Annotated in this window: 14 protein-coding genes and 1 pseudogene; 10 read left to right on the top strand and 5 right to left on the bottom strand. The window is 63.7% G+C overall.

What is annotated here, in order from left to right:
- The 3 genes and pseudogenes from sucC to ndk form a co-directional block, all read left to right on the top strand.
- Positions 1–983, top strand: a 983-nt coding sequence (gene sucC / locus VNN55_07135) for an ADP-forming succinate--CoA ligase subunit beta (GenBank protein ID HWO57323.1), incomplete at its 5' end; no start/stop codon positions are given.
- Between the two features lie 63 nt (positions 984–1,046).
- Positions 1,047–1,910: pseudogene (gene sucD, locus VNN55_07130) on the top strand (succinate--CoA ligase subunit alpha).
- 241 nt (positions 1,911–2,151) lie between these two features.
- Complete coding sequence (gene ndk, locus VNN55_07125; protein ID HWO57322.1) at positions 2,152–2,559, top strand: nucleoside-diphosphate kinase; 408 nt, start codon at positions 2,152–2,154, stop codon at positions 2,557–2,559.
- A gap of 68 nt (positions 2,560–2,627) precedes the next feature.
- Here the strand turns inward: ndk and VNN55_07120 are convergent, their stop codons facing one another.
- Positions 2,628–3,428 (bottom strand): type II CAAX endopeptidase family protein, encoded by an 801-nt coding sequence (locus tag VNN55_07120; GenBank protein HWO57321.1) that lies wholly within the window; start codon positions 3,426–3,428, stop codon positions 2,628–2,630.
- Positions 3,429–3,576: 148 nt separating this feature from the next.
- Between VNN55_07120 and VNN55_07115 the strand changes: the two genes are divergently transcribed.
- The 6 genes from VNN55_07115 to efp all read left to right on the top strand — a co-directional run bounded on the left by VNN55_07115 (position 3,577) and on the right by efp (position 10,759).
- Positions 3,577–4,770, top strand: a complete 1,194-nt coding sequence (locus VNN55_07115; GenBank protein ID HWO57320.1) for a hypothetical protein — start codon at positions 3,577–3,579, stop codon at positions 4,768–4,770.
- 412 nt (positions 4,771–5,182) lie between these two features.
- Positions 5,183–6,499, top strand: coding sequence for a nickel-dependent lactate racemase (larA, locus tag VNN55_07110; GenBank protein HWO57319.1), 1,317 nt, complete (start codon positions 5,183–5,185; stop codon positions 6,497–6,499).
- Positions 6,500–6,573: 74 nt separating this feature from the next.
- A complete protein-coding gene (mdh, locus tag VNN55_07105) occupies positions 6,574–7,497 on the top strand; it encodes a malate dehydrogenase (GenBank protein HWO57318.1) in 924 nt (307 codons plus the stop codon).
- 163 nt (positions 7,498–7,660) lie between these two features.
- Complete coding sequence (gene icd, locus VNN55_07100; GenBank protein ID HWO57317.1) at positions 7,661–8,920, top strand: isocitrate dehydrogenase (NADP(+)); 1,260 nt, start codon at positions 7,661–7,663, stop codon at positions 8,918–8,920.
- A gap of 316 nt (positions 8,921–9,236) precedes the next feature.
- Complete coding sequence (locus VNN55_07095) at positions 9,237–9,899, top strand: hypothetical protein (protein HWO57316.1); 663 nt, start codon at positions 9,237–9,239, stop codon at positions 9,897–9,899.
- Between the two features lie 296 nt (positions 9,900–10,195).
- Positions 10,196–10,759, top strand: coding sequence for an elongation factor P (gene efp / locus VNN55_07090; GenBank protein HWO57315.1), 564 nt, complete (start codon positions 10,196–10,198; stop codon positions 10,757–10,759).
- A gap of 660 nt (positions 10,760–11,419) precedes the next feature.
- Here the strand turns inward: efp and VNN55_07085 are convergent.
- From VNN55_07085 to miaA, 4 genes are all read right to left on the bottom strand, one after another.
- The gene (locus VNN55_07085) at positions 11,420–11,704 is read right to left on the bottom strand and encodes an HU family DNA-binding protein (GenBank protein ID HWO57314.1); all 285 of its coding nucleotides are present in this window, start codon (positions 11,702–11,704) and stop codon (positions 11,420–11,422) included.
- A gap of 68 nt (positions 11,705–11,772) precedes the next feature.
- A complete protein-coding gene (gene sppA / locus VNN55_07080) occupies positions 11,773–12,678 on the bottom strand; it encodes a signal peptide peptidase SppA (GenBank protein ID HWO57313.1) in 906 nt (301 codons plus the stop codon).
- Positions 12,679–12,701: 23 nt separating this feature from the next.
- Positions 12,702–14,534 (bottom strand): LysM peptidoglycan-binding domain-containing protein, encoded by a 1,833-nt coding sequence (locus tag VNN55_07075; protein ID HWO57312.1) that lies wholly within the window; start codon positions 14,532–14,534, stop codon positions 12,702–12,704.
- A gap of 345 nt (positions 14,535–14,879) precedes the next feature.
- Positions 14,880–15,824, bottom strand: a complete 945-nt coding sequence (miaA, locus tag VNN55_07070; protein ID HWO57311.1) for a tRNA (adenosine(37)-N6)-dimethylallyltransferase MiaA — start codon at positions 15,822–15,824, stop codon at positions 14,880–14,882.
- A gap of 109 nt (positions 15,825–15,933) precedes the next feature.
- Here miaA and mutS point away from each other — a divergent pair, with 109 nt between their 5' ends.
- A complete protein-coding gene (mutS, locus tag VNN55_07065) occupies positions 15,934–17,964 on the top strand; it encodes a DNA mismatch repair protein MutS (GenBank protein HWO57310.1) in 2,031 nt (676 codons plus the stop codon).
- The last annotated feature ends 35 nt before the right edge of the window (positions 17,965–17,999 follow it).

Genomic DNA, 17,999 nt, shown 5'->3' with positions numbered 1-17,999 from the left:
GCGGCAAAGCCGGCGGCGTCAAGATCGCCCGCAATCCCGCCGAGGCTGAAATGCATGCCAAGGCCATCCTCGGCATGGACATCAAGGGGCTGACGGTCAAGAAGGTGCTCGTTGCCGAGGCGGTTGAAATCGCCTCCGAGGCCTATGTCGGCGTGGTGGTCGACCGTGCCATCCGCCGCCCGGTCCTGATCGTCTCCGCTGCCGGTGGCGTGGAAATCGAGGAAGTCGCCCGCAAGACTCCCGAAAAGATCGTCAAACTGCCTTTGGATCCGCTCCTCCCGTTCCAGCCCTTCCAGGCGCGGCGGGTGGCTTATGCCATCTACGATACGCCCAAAGTGATCGCGCAGGCCTCCGACATCATCGCCCGGCTGGTGGGTGTCTTCTGGGCCCACGATTGCTCGCTCATCGAGATCAATCCGCTGGTGGTCACGCCCGATGAACGGGTCCTGGCGGTCGACGCGAAGATCAACTTTGACGACAACGCCGCCTACCGTCATCCCGAGTGGGAGCAACTGCGCGATCCCGATTCCGAGGATCCCGCCGAAGTCGAGGCCAAGGAGAACGATCTGTCGTTTGTCAAACTCGACGGCAACATCGGTTGCGTGGTCAACGGCGCCGGGCTGGCGATGGCGACGATGGACCTCGTCAAGCGCTATGGCGGCGAGCCGGCCAACTTCCTCGACATCGGCGGCTCCTCCAATCCGCAGAAGGTGATCGCGGCGATGACCATCATCATGCGCGAGCCGTCGGTGCGCGCCATCCTCTTCAACATCTTCGGCGGGATCACGCGTTGCGACGATGTCGCCAAGGGCATCGTGCAGGCGGTCAAGCAACTGAAGCCCAAGGTGCCGATTGTGGTGCGGCTGACCGGCACCAATGAGAAGGAAGCGCGCGCCATCCTGCAGGAAGTGAAGCTGTCCGTCGCCGACAGCATGGACGGCGTGGTGCGCGAGGCGATCGCGCTGGCCCGCAAGGCGGCATAGCGCCGGCGCGCGGCCGCGAAACGAACTCGACCGGCGCCTGGGCGCCGCAGGATAGGATTGAACATGAGCATCTTAATCGACAAGTCCACGCGCGTGGTCGTGCAGGGAATCACCGGACGCGACGGTTCCTTTCACACCCGGCAGATGATCGACTACGGCACCAAGGTGGTTGCCGGCGTCACCCCCGGCAAGGGCGGGGAGACCACGCATGGCGTCCCGGTCTTCGACACCGTCGCCGAAGCGGTCCGTCGCACCGGCGCCAACACATCGGTGATCTATGTCCCGCCGAAGTTCACCGTCGACGCCCTCTATGAGGCCGCCGATGCGGGCGTCAAGCTGGTGGTCTGCATCACCGAGGGCGTGCCCGCCAACGACATTCTCAAGGTGAACCGTTACTACGAATTGACCGGGGTGCGTCTGGTGGGCCCGAACTGTCCCGGCGTGATTTCGCCCGGCCAGTGCAAGGTCGGCATCCTGCCCGGCAACATCGTCAAGAAGGGCCCGATCGGCGTCGTCTCGCGCTCCGGCACCCTGACCTACGAAGTTGTTCACCATCTGACCAAAGCCGGGCTGGGGCAGTCGACTTGCATCGGCATTGGCGGCGACCCGATCATCGGCATGCGCTTCATCGACATTCTCAATCTCTTCGAGCACGACCGCCAGACCGAGGCGGTGGTCTTAATCGGCGAGATCGGCGGCAACGACGAGGAAATCGCCGCCGAGTTCATCCAGCGGCAGATGACCAAGCCGGTGGTGGGCTTCATCGCCGGACGCACCGCGCCCCCCGGCAAGCGCATGGGGCACGCGGGAGCGATCATCGCCGGCGGATCGGGGACCGCGGCCGAGAAGATCGCCGCCTTCCGCGCCGTCGGCGTCGAGGTCGCCGAGTCGCCGGCCGAGATTCCCGAAATGATCGAAGCCGAATTGAAAAGCCGCGCCGCCCGTCAACGGGCCCGTGTGATCGATGTGCGTCCGAAGGTGACGCTGGCCGCCTCGGCGCGCAAGCGCACCCCGGCCAAAGTCGCTCGCAAAGCCAAACCCGCCGCCAAGGCGAAGCCGAAGACCAGGAAGCTGGCGGCCAAAAAGAAATCGAAGAAGAAGTAACGTGGACCGTCGCGCCTGCGCGCGCCATCGGTCATTGACCGGATCACACCGAAAGGGACCGAACTTGGAACGTACGCTCATGATCATCAAGCCCGATGCGACCGGGCGCAATCTGATCGGCGAAATCCTGCGCCGCGTGGAACAGGCGCGCTTTGTCATCAAGGCGTTGAAGATGGTTCATCTCACCCCGGCCGAAGCGCGGCGGTTTTATGCCGTCCATGAAGGCAAGCCCTTCCTCGATTCGCTTTGCGCCTTCATGTCTTCGGGGCCGGTGGTGGTGGCCGCGCTGGAAAAGGAAAACGCGGTGGCCGACTACCGCGCCCTGATCGGCGCCACCAATCCGAAAAATGCCGCCTGCGGCACGGTCCGCTATGATCTGGCCATTGATCTGGAACGCAACTCGGTCCACGGCTCCGATTCGGTCGAGAACGCCAAGACCGAGATCGCGTTTTTCTTCCCCGACCTCAAGTGATCCGGCATGCTCGGGAGGGACCTCCGGGGCCGGTCGCGCGACCGGCCCCGTTTTTCATGCGAGGTGATTCAGCGGAAACTCTCCGCCGTCGATTGCAGCATTGAACAGAGGATAGGCAGTGTGTCGACGCCTGAGTGAATGGCGATCAAGGCCGGCAGATTGCGCCAGCGATCCCAGGCCCAGGCGAAGATGATCGCGACGATCGCCACCGGCAACCCGGTGCCGAACAGCACCGAACCGAAATCGCCCGCCTTGCCTTCCACGCCGCGGGCCAGGAAAAAGCGGGTCGGGATGTGCCAGGCGACAAACAGAATGACACTGACCAGTGTGGCCGTGATCCGTCCCCAACGGGCCTCCAACCGCGTCTGTAACATCCCGCGGTAGACCACTTCCTCCGGTATCCCCGCCATGAACCAGGGGAGAATCACGCCGATCGCCGCGCGGGCATACCCTTCGACGGCCGGATGCATCGCCAACGCTTGCTTCGCCTCCGCCCAGCGCGAGGCGTTGATCAACACTCCGGCGGCATAGCAGGCCACCAGCACCAGCGCCGATCGCAGCGACAGCTTCCACCCAGGACACAATTCACGGATGCGGTATCCCCAGCGTCGGTAGATGACCAGCGGCAACGCCAGTAGCAGCGCGAACTTGAAGCCAACGACATACCAAGTGTCCTGGGTAAAGTAGGTGGCCCCCCAAAGTGGATAGGGCAGGTATTTGATCGCCAATCCGGTGGCCACCGATGCGAGGATATAGAGCACGGCAAACCAGAGCAGCCATCGAGTCTCGGCTTTGAGATCACGAAACCGCATCTCCGCGGCGGGGAGACGCTGGCGTGTAAGCCACTGGAGGAAGAGCGGTTTGGGCATGGCCACAATACGGGGCCGACGGGGTCCGGGTTTCCCGTGAGGCGAATCTTCTTGCATTTTAACGGGAATATTGGATTCTGACAGGTGTAAAATGGGCACAACGGCCAACGGGGCCGCTGGGCCCATCACCGGACGGAAGGATACCGCCATGCGCGCGACGGCCTCTCTTGTTCTGGCTTTCTTGATTCTGCTGGCATCCGGATGCGGGGACTCATCGCCGAACCGTCCGGCCGAGAACGCCGCGCCCCTGGCCGGCGGCGGACGGTTCCACAACGATGACCCGGCCGATGGCTTCCCCGATTCTTCCGGTCAGACATTCCCCGACATCCTTCCCGATCAGGGCCTGATACCGCTCTACGCCGCCTACACCGACTGCGCCGAGAACCCGCGCAACTTGATCATCGCCGATTCGGCGGCGTGGAAGGCCTGGTGGGATGAGGTTGCCGGATGCCAGTGGCGGGGGATGCACGATCCGATGCATCCCGACGACTCCAGCGGACCGTGTGGCGGCCCTTGCGTCACCGAGCCGCCGCCGGTCGACTTCACTACCCATGTGGTCGCCGCCATCAGCGTCGAGTACGATTCCGGCGCCTTCTGCCACCGCGCGGTCTGGGTGACCGGTGTGGAGGAAGAGGAAGGCCGGACCACGATCCATTACGAGGTCTCGCGGCTCGATCAGTCCTGTTGCGACATGATCATGGCGATGTTTGTCCCGATGGGATTCTCCCCGGTGGCGGCCGTGATGATCGAACGCCCGCTGGCTGAGCCGGTTCGCTGGGTGCGCGCGGATGTCGTTCACAACTGCCCCGGACCCGATCCCAACGAGCCGATGACGCTTTACTACACCGATGGCTTCTGCGACCTCGGGCCGGAGGAGCAGATCATCACCGACTCGGCCGCCTGGACGGCCTGGCTTGGCCGGGCCTACGAGTGCGAGCTTTATCGCTCGCCCGACACCATCCCGATCCCGCCGGACGACAGCAGTCTGGTCGTTCCGTTGCCGTTCCCGTTGCCCCCGCCTGTCATCGGCGTCGATTTCACCACCCACGCGGTCCTGATTCTGCGCGCGGGGCAGCAATTGCGCTGGGGTGGAGGCATCTGGCTGACCGCGCTGGAGCGCGCCGCGACCGGGACCATCGTCCGCTACTCCGTCATGCAGCCCGGTGACAATTGTCCGGCCCATGGGCTGGATGGTTGGTATTTGAACCCAACCGTTGCCATCCGGATTCCGTTGCCGCTCGATCCGCCCGTGACGTTCGAGCGCCAGATCGAACCGATCGATTGCGACTGGGGCAACGATTCCACCTGGGTTGACCCCCATCCGGGCCGCGATTCGCTGTAGCGCTGTTTGTCTGTACGGGCTCGCTGAGTCTCATGCAGACAGTCGTAGGTCAGGAGCACTGCGCCTACGACACTCTTGAATCTGCTGGCACGTTCCCGGCGCAGGGCTCCTGACACAACTGTCGCGGCCGCAGAGTCAGGAGCCCCGCGCACGGGTCTCCCATAAGACCGATGCCATCCAGAAGCGCGGTGCTCCTGACCTACTAAATGCTTCGCTTTTCACGCCGGCTGACAAAAAGCAGATGCTTCTCTTCGCTCAACAGGACGATCCGGGCTGTTCGGCAGTTGCTATCGGCCCGGACTGTTCCCCCGATTCGCACGTACAGTTCTGTCAGAATCTTCGCCGTGGCGTCGATCCCGCTTGAAAGCGGACCTGCAAACGGGCATTTTCCCGCCCGCTTTGGAGGCCTCGCATGGCAACGACTGACCCCGGCTATTCCATCCGCTACGGCCGGCAACATCTGGCGGTGACTCTGCCGGAGGGGGTGCGTTGCGATGTGGTCGGACGGCGCGCCGTCGATGGGATTGATTCCGACCGCATTCTGCGCGACGCGCTTGAGCATCCGCTCGATGCGCCCGCGTTGCGCGACTTTGTCCACGGCGTCCGGAACCTGCTGGTGGTGGTCAATGATGCGACGCGGTCAACGCCGACCGCGCGGATCCTCGACGCCCTCTGGCCGGAATTGACCGCGGCCGCGCACTGGCGTGTCATCATCGCCAGCGGCCTGCACCGCGGGCCGCGCGACGGCGAGACCGAGACGCTGTTCGGCGCGCATTGGGCCGAAATCGCGCCGCGTCTGCTGGTGCACGACGGCTACGACACCTCGCAATTGGTGACGGTCGAATCCGACGGTGAACCGATCCAGATTAACAAGGCGCTGCTGGAGGCCGACCGCGTCATCCTGATCAACTCGGTCGAGCCGCACTTCTTCGCCGGTTTCACCGGCGGCCGCAAGTCGATCATTCCCGGACTGGCCGGCTTTGACACGGTGGAGCGTTCCCACGCCGGCGCGGTGTCGCGCGACGCGGCTGTGTTGCGCGTCGCGGGCAATCCCGTGCGCGAGTTCATCCACCGCCACACGCGCATCCTCGCTGACAAAATCCTCTGGTCGATCCAGGTGGTGCTGGAAAAGAATGACCGCATTGCCCACGCGTACGCCGGGCAGATTGACAAAACCTTCACCGCCGCCTGCGATGCCGCCCGGAATTGTTACGTGGTCGAAATCGACGCGCCGTATGATGTCGTCATCGGCGCCATCCATCCGCCGCTGGATCTGAGTCTCTACCAGGGCATGAAGGGGTGGGAGCTGCCGATGGCCGGCGTGCGCGACGGCGGCGTGTTGATCATGACCGCCCCGTGCCGGGAAGGGGTGGGCGCGCGGTTCTACGCGCGTCTGATTGATCAATACCCCGACCGCGCGCAGTGGGCCGGGCTGGAAGGAGAGCCCTACACGCTGGGCCTGCACAAACTGGTGCGGACCGCGCGGGCGCTGAAGCGGTTCCGACTGTTTGCCGTCACCGGCATGGCGGCCGCTGAAGTGAAGCGCTACGGCTATGTGCCGTTTGAGTCGCTGGCGGCCGCGCTTGAGGCGGCGTTCGACTATGTCGGACGGCCGGCCCGGATGCTGATCGTTGAAGACAGCGCCCTGACCACCGTGGTGCGCAAACACGATCCGATGCACGCGGAAAAAGCGCGGCTGAAAACGGAAACCGAGTGCCTCGACATTTGACGGCGGCGGGATGAGCCGCCATCGACCTGAAATCATGGCAGTGCATTGATAACGGCCCAGGAAAGGGGACAAGAATGGACAAGAAAGTCACCGTCGTCGGAGCCGGCAACGTCGGCGCCGCCTGCGCGCAGTACCTCGCCGAGGCGAACCTGTGCGACGTGGTGTTGATCGATGTGATCGAGGGAATGCCTCAGGGCAAGGCGCTCGACCTGACCCAGGCCGGGCCGGTGCGCGGTTATGATGTCCGCGTCGAAGGGTCCAATGACTACGCAGCCGCCGCCGGATCGCAACTGGTGATCGTCACCGCCGGAATCGCCCGCAAGCCGGGGATGAGCCGCGAGGATCTGCTCAACACCAACATTCAGATCATGGATTCGGTGATGGAGGGGATCACTAAACATGCGCCCAAGGCGATGATTCTGGTCGTGTCCAATCCGCTGGATGTCATGACCTACCGCGCCTGGAAGAAGTCGGGCCTGGCCAAGAACATGGTCTTCGGTCAGGCGGGCGTTCTCGACTCGACCCGCTTCCGCACATTCGTGGCGATGGAACTGGGCGTGGCGATGACCGAGACCCAGGCGATGGTGCTCGGCGGCCACGGCGACTCGATGGTCCCGCTGCCGCATTACACCACCGTCGGCGGCATCCCGATCACCGAGCTGATCCCGAAGGAACGCATCGACGCCATCGTGCAACGCACCCGCGACGGCGGCGCCGAAATTGTGAAGCTCCTCAAGACCGGGTCGGCGTATTATGCCCCGGCCGCCTCGACGGTCAAGATGGCCGACGCGGTCCTCAACGACCGCAAGACCCTCGTCGCCGCCTCGGTGCATCTCGACGGCCAGTACGGCATCAAAGATGTGTTCACCGGCGTGCCGGTCATCCTCGGCAAGGGCGGTGTCGAAAAAGTGATCGAGCTGAAGCTCGGCGCCGATGAGCTCAAGGCGCTGCAGGCCTCGGCGAACAACTACAAGGAGATCATCGCCGGTTTGAAGTAGAACCGGCGGCGATCACGGGATGGACGCGGGGGCAGGTCGGAGACCGGCCCCCGCAAGTCGGGGAAGTGAAGAGGGCGGGCCCCAGACCCGCCCCGACGATAGCATGGCACAGTGGATCAAGGCACGGCGGGCGCCCATGCGCCGCCACAATCGAGGACGCATCATGCCAGCCAGCAAAACCCCCAAGTTCAAGAAGGTCGTGCCACCCTCGGAGGGCACACCGATCAAGGTTGTCAACAACAAGCGGGTCATCCCCGATGACCCGATCATCCCGGTGATCGAAGGCGACGGCACCGGTCCGGACATCATGAAAGCCTCGCGGCGGGTGTTCGATGCCGCGGTCGCCAAGGCCTACGGCGGACGGCGCAAGATCGTCTGGTTCGACGTCTACGCCGGCGAGTCGGCACTGCAAGTCTACGATGACATTCTGCCCGAGGACACCATCAAGGCGATCAAGAACTACATCGTGGCGATCAAGGGCCCGCTCACCACGCCGGTCGGCGGCGGGTTCCGCAGTCTGAACGTCAGTCTGCGACAGATCCTCAACCTCTACGCCTGCGTGCGTCCGGTGCGCTGGTTCCGCGGCGTGCCCTGCCCGGTGAAGAACCCGGAAAAACTGAACGTGATCATCTTCCGTGAAAACACCGAGGACGTCTACGCCGGCATCGAGTGGGCCAGGGGCACGAAGGAAGCCAAGCAGGTCATCGACTTTCTCAACAAGAAGATGAAGACGAAAATCCGCGACGACTCGGGCATCGGGATCAAGCCGATCTCCTTGACCGGCACCCGCCGTCTGGTGCGCAAGGCGATCCAGTACGCCATCGACCACAACCATAAGTCGGTGACGCTGGTGCACAAGGGCAACATCATGAAGTACACCGAGGGCGCCTTCCGCGACTGGGGATACGCCGTCGCCAAAAAGGACTTCGGCAAATACACCATCACCGAGACGGAACTGTATGACAAGTACGATGGCAAGGCGCCGGCGGGGATGATCGTGGTGCGCGACCGCATTGCCGATTCGATGTTCCAGCAGGTGTTGCTGCGCCCCGACGAGTACGACATCATCTGCACCCCCAACCTCAACGGCGACTATCTCTCCGACGCCTGCGCCGCGCAGGTGGGCGGGCTGGGCATGGCGCCCGGGGCCAACATCTCCGACCACATCGCGCTCTTTGAGGCCACCCACGGCACCGCGCCCAAGTACGCCAACAAGGACATGATCAATCCCGGATCGGTGATTCTCTCCGGCGTGATGATGCTCGACTACCTCGGCTGGCCCGAGGCCGCGCGGATGATCGAACGCGCCATCGAGAAGACCATCGAGCAGAAGTACGTCACCTATGATCTGGCGCGTCAGATGGACGGCGCGACCAAAGTGGGAACGTCGGCCTACGCCGACCACATCATTCAGAACATGTAAACGCACGCTCCCTGCTTCGGGTCGTTCTGCGGGCCAGCCCATTGCGGCGGGCCCGCGTTCGTTTGCGGGAGGTCCCCACCTGCCGTGCTGCGCCGGAAGGGCGAGCCGCAGGGCCTCGCCGCTTTCGGGGCTCGCCCGACCGTGTGCCCGCTGGTCTCAGCGAGTGCGAGAGAGTCCGCCCGTGCAATCAGCGCAGACGCCCGAACTTGACATGCGTATGTCTTCGGCAGTACCCTGGCGCAGAAGAACTCGGCATCCAATCCGAAGGGACCTTATGCGATTCCCACGATGGTCTCTTGCATCGGCTTTGATCGCGTTGGCCGTCGCGCTCTGTTCGTTCACTGCGGTCGGAGCGCAGGAGGCGACGTCGCCGGAGGCGGGGGAAAACTCGCTGCGCGACGGCAAGTCGGCGCTGATTTACGAGATCGTCGGCGACTTCGACCTGACCGCGTTCGAGGGCGCCAACCTTTCGTTCAAGCACCACTACACCGACAATCGGGCATACCGAATCGGGGTGAGTGTGTCCGTCACTCATGAGAATGTTGATTCGGACGCGATGGGTGTCCGATGGACGGAAATCAGTAACCGGCGTGAGGCGATTACTCTGACGGCCCTGAAGCTGCATTATCACAATATCCACGACCGCGCCAGTTTCTACTGGGGGGTCGGCCCGCGGATCGGATACTCACATGAGAGGAGTCTAACCGACACTCCGGCGTGGGAAGACGACTGGACAAGACGAACTGAACGCGACGACGCAGGGGCTGGAATACTGTTGGCCATTGGCGTGGAATGGTTCCTGGCGAAGGAGCTGAGCCTGCTGGGGCAATACGGGTCGACGCTCAACTATCGCTGGATGCGGCAGGAGCACGCGGAGACCTCGGTCGAGAACCAGTATCGCGACGTGAGAAGGTCCGAGAGCTCGCTGGTGGAATTGCGCGCCGATGTCGTCCGCTTCGGGCTTTCGCTGTATTGGTAGATAATGTCGGGTGGGTGCGCTCTTGACACCCACCGTGCCTGGCTCCGCCCGCTGGCGGCTTGCCGGGAGGCTCGCTTTCCCAGATGCGTGTTGGCCTCAGGGAGGGCGGGGCTCCCGCCGAGCCGCCGATCGATGACATGGGGAGCTCCTGGAGGCCTGGTGGTGGGTGCCAAGAGCGCACCCACCCGACCGAATCGCCGTTTGTCCGGAGGGCGAAGAGGAGTTATATTGACCGGCTGTGATACCGGCGATTTCGCTGGTCACCCATGTCCCGTCAAACAGGAGCGATTGAACCAATGATTTCCACCAGCGATTTCCGCATCGGCAAGAAGCTCAAAGTCGAGGGCGAACTCTGGGAAATCGTCGATTTCCAGAACGCCCGCACCGCCCAGCGCCGCGCCAAAGTGACGACCAAACTCCGCAACCTCAAGACGGGGCGCGTTCTGGAAAAAATCTTCGCGTCCGGCGAAACCTTCGATGAGCCTGAGTTTGAACAGCGCACGATGCAGTACATGTATACCGACGGCACCACCTGGCATTTCATGGACCAGTCGTCGTACGAGCAGGTCGAACTGACGCAGGAGCATCTGGAGGGGTATGCGCCCTTTCTAATGGAGAACCACGATTACAGGGTGCTCTACTTCGAAGGGAAGCCGATCTCGCTGGAACTGCCGGCGTCTGTCGTCCTCACCGTGACCGACTCGGAGCCCGGTGTCAAGGGCGACTCGGTTTCCAACCTGACCAAGATGGCCACGGTCGAAACCGGGCTTGCGATCAAAGTCCCGCTGTTCATCAAGGTCGGCGACAAGATCAAAATCGACACGCGCACCAAGGAGTACCTCGAGCGCGTCGCCGGATAAGGAAGAGGGCAGGCATTCTGGGCCGTCTCCGCCGCCGGAGACGGCCTTTTGTTTATGGGCAGCCGCGGCGACTGCGTGCCGAGCAAGTGGGGAGGGCCCCGCCCGCCAGGCCTTCATCTCACGCATCCTGCCGCATACGGCTCGCCGGGAGGCTCGCCCTCCCTCGTGCGCTCGGCCATTGAGAAGGTGATCCGCTGCGGTGGATTGCCTGCTCTTGGGTGGTCGCTGCATGGGGCAGGTCTCAGACCGGCCCCTACGTTGGCGGATTAGGGTCCGCCAAGTTCCGATTAGAATCGCCCAACAGTCCGTCATTCCAAGGTCGGCGCCGGCATCGCCGCCGGCTCTGGCCTTGGAATCTTTGTTTCAGAATGCGAAGAGCGCGGCGCCCTTCGGTGGCCTTTCGGGGCGATCGTGGGAGTTCTCAGATCGACTGCCGCGCCCGCCATCGCGGGGAGAACACAAACCCCCGGGCGGCTTCGGCCACCCGGGGGCGAATATGCAGATGCGAATCGGGAGCGGAGCGCGCCCGCCTTAGCGCAGTTTCTTTTTGTGACGATCCTTGCGCAGGCGCTTCTTGCGCTTGTGCGTTTTGATCTTCTGGCGTTTCCGCTTTTTACCGGATGGCATTGCCTCTCCTTAATCGTGAGCTTGTCGAACGGCCTAAAGCGGCTGTTTGACGATCAGATTCTTGAACTCGTTCGACGGCTTGAAGACCGGCACCTTGCGATCCGGCACCGGGACCTCGTCGCCGGTGCGTGGATTGCGCGCCTTGCGGGCCTTGCGCATCTTGACTTTGAACGTGCCGAAACCGCGAATCTCGATGTTCTTGCCCGCCTCCAGACAGGCCTTGACCGAGTCGAGAAAGGCATCCACGGTCACCGCCACGTCAGTCCGCGTCAGGCCGGTTTTTTCGGCGCAGATCTCCACCAAATCGGCCTTGGTCATCCTGACCTCCTTACCCAATCAGTGAATGTTATCATCATCTCCTATATCCTGACCCTCAGGGTTTCCCGTCATTGATAGCGGTACTGCAGGCTCGGCTCGCCCGCCTCCCATTCGCCCGCCTGGCCCATGAGCCACTCGACCAGACTGCGGCCGAGGAAATCGACCAGCCCGGTGCGACGGCGCGGCTCGATTTTCACCGTCTTGGGCGGCTTGGACAGCCCCGCCATGTCGGCGGCGATATCCAGCGCGTCGTGGTAGTCACCCAGCTCATCGACCAGGCCGAGGTCGCGTGCCTGACGGCCGGTGAAAATGCGGCCGTCGGCGAAGGTCTTGACCTGCTCCTTGGTCATGTGGCGCCCTTCGGCGACCGCCCCGACAAACTGGTCGTAGGTGTCGTCGATCAACGATTGCAGGTGCGCCGAATCGGTGGCGTTCATCGACCGTCCCAGATTGCCCACGTCCTTGTAGACCCCGCTTTTGACCGTTTCGTAGCGGATGCCGACTTTGTCGAGCAGCTTCTCGAACGTCGGGTACTGAAAGATCACGCCGATCGAGCCGGTGAGCGTGCCGGGGTTGGCGACAATCGTGTCGCAGGCCACCGCGACATAGAGGCCGCCGGACGCCGCTACCGTCCCCATCGACGCGACCACCCGTTTGCCTTTCTCGCGCACGCGCAGGATTTCCTCGTGGATCTCCTGGCTGGCCGCCACCCCCCCGCCGGGGGAATCGACGCGCAACAGGATGACCGGCACATTGTCATCCTCCGACCAGCGGCGCAACTGCGCCACCACCGAGCGCGAGGAGGAAATCTGGCCGGCGACTTCGACCACCGCGACGCGCTTGCCGAAGCCGCCAAATATCTCCTCATCGCCGCCGGAGGAGACCCCCAGCAACGCCAAGGTCATCAGGCCCATGAACAGGAGGAATGAGCCGGCGATGATCGTTCCGATGATCCAGTCGCGTCGTGCCGCCATGGAATTTGCTCAAATCGTCCCGCTTACAGGCCCTGCGGGATACGGATCTTCTGCCCCACGTGAATCCGGTTCGGGTTGTCCAGCGCGTTGAAACTGAGAATCTGCGCGATCGTCGTGCCGAACTTGGTGGCGATGCGCAACACGGTGTCGCCTCTGCGCACGGTGTACCAGAAGGCGCCGCCGCGATTGGAGGAAGAGACCTTCGAGGCCTCCGGGATCACCAGATCCGCGCCGACCGCGAGCTTCTCATGCGCTCCCATCCGGTTGGCCTGGCGGATTTCCGAGGTGGTCACGCCGAACTTCTTGGCCAGGTCCCAAAGGGTGTCGCCCGATTTGACCGTGTACTTTCTGCCGTCGGCCTTGGGCAGCGGCTTTTCGCTCAATGCCGATTCGGACCTGCGCGCGCGCTTCGACGGTTGCTCATCGGCCGCCGCCATCGGCACCGGGATCACCAGCGCCTGCCCAACCGACAGCTTATGCTTCGATCTGAGTTTGTTGGCGGCGACGATGTCGGCCACGGTCACACCGTAGCGGCCGGCGATCTTGCCGAGGGTTTCGCCGCGACGCACCGTGTGACGGGCCCATTCGGTCCGGCTGGAGCGCGGCAGGTCGCGGTAGACCGCCGCGAAGGTCTCCGAGGTGCCCTTGGGCACGCGGAACCGGTACGGCGACTGGTCGGGCGGCGTCACGCCCCGTCGCAATTCGGGGTTGAGCTCTTCCAGTTCCTCGACCGTGACGCCCAGCGCCTGCGCGACGTCCTTCAGTTCGAGCGGCTTGCTGGTGGCGACCCAGTCGTACTGCAGCGGCGGCTCCAGCTCCACGTTGAACCCATAGGAGGCCGGATCCTTGGCAATGATTAGGGCCGCATGGAAAAGCGGCACATAGTTCTTTGTCTGCTCGCGCAGGTTCAACTTCCAGAAGTCATCGGTCTTCTGGCGCTTGATCTGACGGCCGACCCGTCCCTCGCCCCCGTTGTAGGCCGCCAGCGCGAGATTCCAGGAGTTGAACATCTTGTACAGATCGGAGAGGTACCGGCAGGCGGCATGGGTCGACTTCTCAAAGTCGCGGCGCTCATCCAGCCAGTGTGTGCGCTCCAACCCATAACGCTTGCCGGTCGAGGCGATGAACTGCCACGGCCCGGAGGCATGGGCGTAGGAATAGGCCTTGTTGTTGAACCCCGACTCGACAAACGGCAGGTAGGCGATGTCGGCAGGCATGTTGTACGATTTGACGATCTCCTTCATCATCGGCAGATACCGCCCGGAACGTCGCAGGAAGCGCTCAAACGGCTCCCGTGCGGTGGTCTGCCAGAACCTGATGCATTTCTGCACCTTTGGGTGATCGGGCTCGATCGGGTAATCGAAGAGCATCTCGCCGGTGCCATGCGGCTCCGATGAGGTGGAGGCCAGCGTGGAGGTGTCGGCGCCTTGATCCAGGCGCAGCAGGATCGCGTCGGTGGAGGCATCCTCGGGCAACTCGCCCAGCGCCAGCAGCGTGGTGCGATAGTCCTTGGCAATGTCATCCAACAGGCGGTCGACCTTGTCGGCCGAGTCGAGGTCCTCGGAGTTGGTCAGATCCAGTTCGGTCAGCAGGGTCAGGGCCTGCTCAAAGGCGACCTGCGCATCCGTCCAGCGATTGTCGATGTTGGCCATCACGCCGGTGGCATAGAGCGCTTCGGCTTCGGCCAGTGTCGTGCCTAGGTTGGACGCGCCGGCGACATCGGCTGGTTCTTCGGCGTCGACGGTGGTGTCATCCGACGCAACCGCTGCGTTATTCCGCGACGCGGTGAGCGCATCGGCAGAGGGCTCGAGGTGCCGGTAACGAGGTGTGGAGGCACAACCGGCTGCAAAGATCAATGCCAGTCCGCCGCACAGTATGAGTCGATTGATAGACTTCAACACATCCCCCAGTGCGCTAAGCGTTTACTACGGCCCCCTATTGTGTGAAGATCGGATCAGACGGGTGCGATCTTCACTGCGATGATGTTGTGAGTCTGGGGCTTAACGGGTGTCGGTACGCCAAACAGTCGGAGTCCGCCCCCGCCCCAAACCACGTAACCCGCTGGTATTAAAGACAATCCCAAGGGGTGTCAAGGATTTTTCTGCCCCATGCCCGCCAAAGTTCGATTTGGCCGGGAATGCCCAATATGTTGCCAGATAGAGTCTTGCGGTGAGCGGGCACGCGGACAGCCCCGGCTGCCTCTATCCCCGGTGCCGCCACATGCTTATAACTCGTTCTGGATCAATATCATGGCCATCGAGGATGATGGCATTGCCTCGGTTGCCAAACCAGGTCTCCTGTCGCTTGGCATATCGTCTGGTATTTCGGATGATGAGTTCGTAGGCCTCCGCTTCGTCAGTCTTGCCGTCCAGAAAGTCCACAATTTCCCGGTATCCGACCGTCGCCATCCCCGGCGCCTCCGGCGGGATACCGGATTCCAGAAGCCGCCGAACCTCGGCGGTCAGCCCGGCGGCTCGCATCTTGTACACTCGCTCCGCGATTCGGGCATAAGCCGATTCACGATCAATCCTCGGCCAGACCACCAGCACCGGCCAGGGAGCGGGGCTCATCTCGCGTTCGCGCAGAAGCGCACTCAACCGCTGGCCGGTCTCCCACCCAACCTCCAGCACCCGACGCACCCGCGTCTTGTCGCCGGGATGGACCGTGGCCATGAACTCCGGATCGAGGCGGCGCGCCTCTTCCGCCAGCGCCGCCCAGCCGTGTTGCTGCGACGCCTCGCGCAGCCGCCGTCGCGTGGCCGGGCTGATCTCGGGCAGATCGGCCAGCCCGGTCATGAATGCTTCGAGGTAGAATCCGGTCCCGCCCACCATGATCACCGGGCGCCCGGAGGCCAGCCGTTTTGCCGCCAACGCGCGCGCTTCCCGGCAGTATCGTCCGGCCGAGAAGTACTCGCGCGGATCGGCGCAGTCGATCATGCCATACTCGAATTCGCGGATGGTCTCCGGCGACGGTTTCGCGGTGCCGATGTCCAGCCCGCGGTAGACCTTGCGCGAATCCACCGAGATGAGACTCGCGCCGGTTTGTCGCGCCACTTCCTGAGCGAGGTGGTTTTTCCCCGATCCGGTGACACCGACGATGGCGAGTATGGGCAGGGGGGAGGGCATGGCGTTACGATAGTCACCCAAGTAACCACAAGTTGTCCACGCCGCCAAGATCGCCGCGGCGCCGGCGCGATCATTTTTGCGCCTGCCGTCTTGATTAGACCGCTCCCCGACGGCGTTATTGCCGGTGCCGATGACGCAGTCCGCCGATCAGTCCGCCGCGCTCACGCCGATGTTGCGCCAGCATGCCGCCGTCAAGGCGAAGTACCCCGATCATATCGTCTTTTTCCGCATGGGGGACTTCTATGAGATGTTCGGCGAGGATGCCGTCCGCGGCGCGCAGATTCTCGGCATCACCCTGACACGCCGTCCGCATGGCAAAGACGGCGAAATCCCGCTGGCCGGTGTGCCGCATCATCAGGCCGAACGCTACCTGGCCCGTCTGGTCGAAGCCGGACAACGGGTCGTGGTCTGCGAGCAGATGGAAGACCCCAGGCAGGCCAAGGGGCTGGTCCAGCGCGATGTGGTCGAGATCATCACCCCCGGCACGGTGCTCAATCCCGGCGCGCTCGATGAGACCCAGACCCCGGCGTTGGCGGCGCTGTCCGGGCCGGACGGCGACGGGCAGTTCGCGCTGGCCTGGGCGGAGGCGACCAACGGCCGTTTCGCCGTCGACCGCTTCGGCCCCGAGGCGCTGGCCGAGTGGCTGGCCACTCAGACCCCCAGCGAGATCATCGTCGCCGACGACGCCGATGCCCGGCTGGGGCAGTTGGTCGATGGACACGCTGCCGTCACCCGCTGGCCCGCCTGGCGCTTCGAATTCGGCGAGGCCGAGCGCGCGCTCAAGGCGCACTTCCATGTGCATGAACTCGAGGGGGTCGCGCCCCCGGAGACCGCGTCGGACCGCGTGGCCATCGCCGCCGCCGGCGCGCTGCTCTCCTATTTGAAGGAGACCAAACGTGCCCCGCTGGCGCATATCGCCCGTCTCACTGCGTTGCGCACACGCGACACTATCACCCTCGATCCCCAGTCGGCGCTGCATCTGGATGTGATCGGACGGCCCCACTCCGACCGTCCGAATCTGGCGGGGGTTCTTGACCACTGCCACACCTCGATGGGGCGACGGCTCCTGCGCGAGCGGCTCACCCATCCGTTGGTGGACAAAGTTGCGATCGAGCGGCGTCTCGATGAAATCCAGGCCCTCGTCGCCGACCGTGGCCTGCTGGCCAACCTGCGCGAAACGCTCAAAGGGATCTTCGATGTCGAGCGGTTTGTCGGGCGTCTCGGCGCCGAGCGAATCGGTCCGCGCGATCTGATCGGGCTGCGCGAAGCGCTGGGACGCTGGCCGCGCCTCGCCGAACTGACGGGCCGCACGCCGCTCTCATCGCCGGATGATCCGGATGCCGCGGCGCTCGCTGCCATCCACACGCGCCTCGCCGCGGCGCTGGTCGATGATCCGCCGCCGGGGATCAAGGAGGGCGGCATCTTCCGACGTGGTTACTCGCCGGAGCTGGATGCCCTGTATTCGGGGGCGGCCGACGCGCGCGCCTGGATCGCCGGATTGCAGGCACGCCTGCGCGCCGAGACCGGCATCGGCTCACTGAAGGTCGGCTACAACAAAGTCTTCAATTACTACATCGAAGTCTCGCGCGCCCAGGCGACTAATGTCCCCGCCGCCTGGATCCGCAAACAGACACTGGTCAATGGCGAACGGTACATCACGGCGGAATTGAAGGAAAAGGAAGAGACCGTGCTGCGCGCCGATGAACGCGCCGCGCAGATCGAGGAGCAGTTGTTCATCGCCCTGCGCGACGAACTGGCCGGTCAAATCCGTGTGCTTGCGCAGTTGGCATCGTCGCTGGCGCGTCTGGATGTTGCCGGATCGCTGGCGCAGGTGGCGCTGGCGCGCGGATACAGCCGTCCGCGCCTGACCGAAGATCGCACGCTGGAAATCCGCGGCGGCCGTCATCCGGTGCTGGAAACCATCAATCCCGCCGGCGGGTTTGTCCCCAACGACACGGTTTTCTCCGACGAGCAGGGCTGGCTGCAACTGCTCACCGGTCCGAATATGGCGGGCAAGTCGACATACCTGCGCCAGGTCGGACTGCTTGTGCTGATGGCGCAGGCGGTGGATGAACTGACGCGTTTACGCACCGACAGCATGACTCCGATCGAAGCCCTCAACAAGCTGGATGAGTTGACTCGACGCCTGCGCGGCGATTGATTCTTGCCGGGATTGTCACGGTCTTCGCGACATTC

Source organism: bacterium, assembly GCA_035559435.1.
Taxonomy (GTDB): Bacteria; Zixibacteria; MSB-5A5; order WJJR01; family WJJR01; genus JACQFV01.
This window is presented reverse-complemented; position numbering and strand designations above follow the sequence as displayed.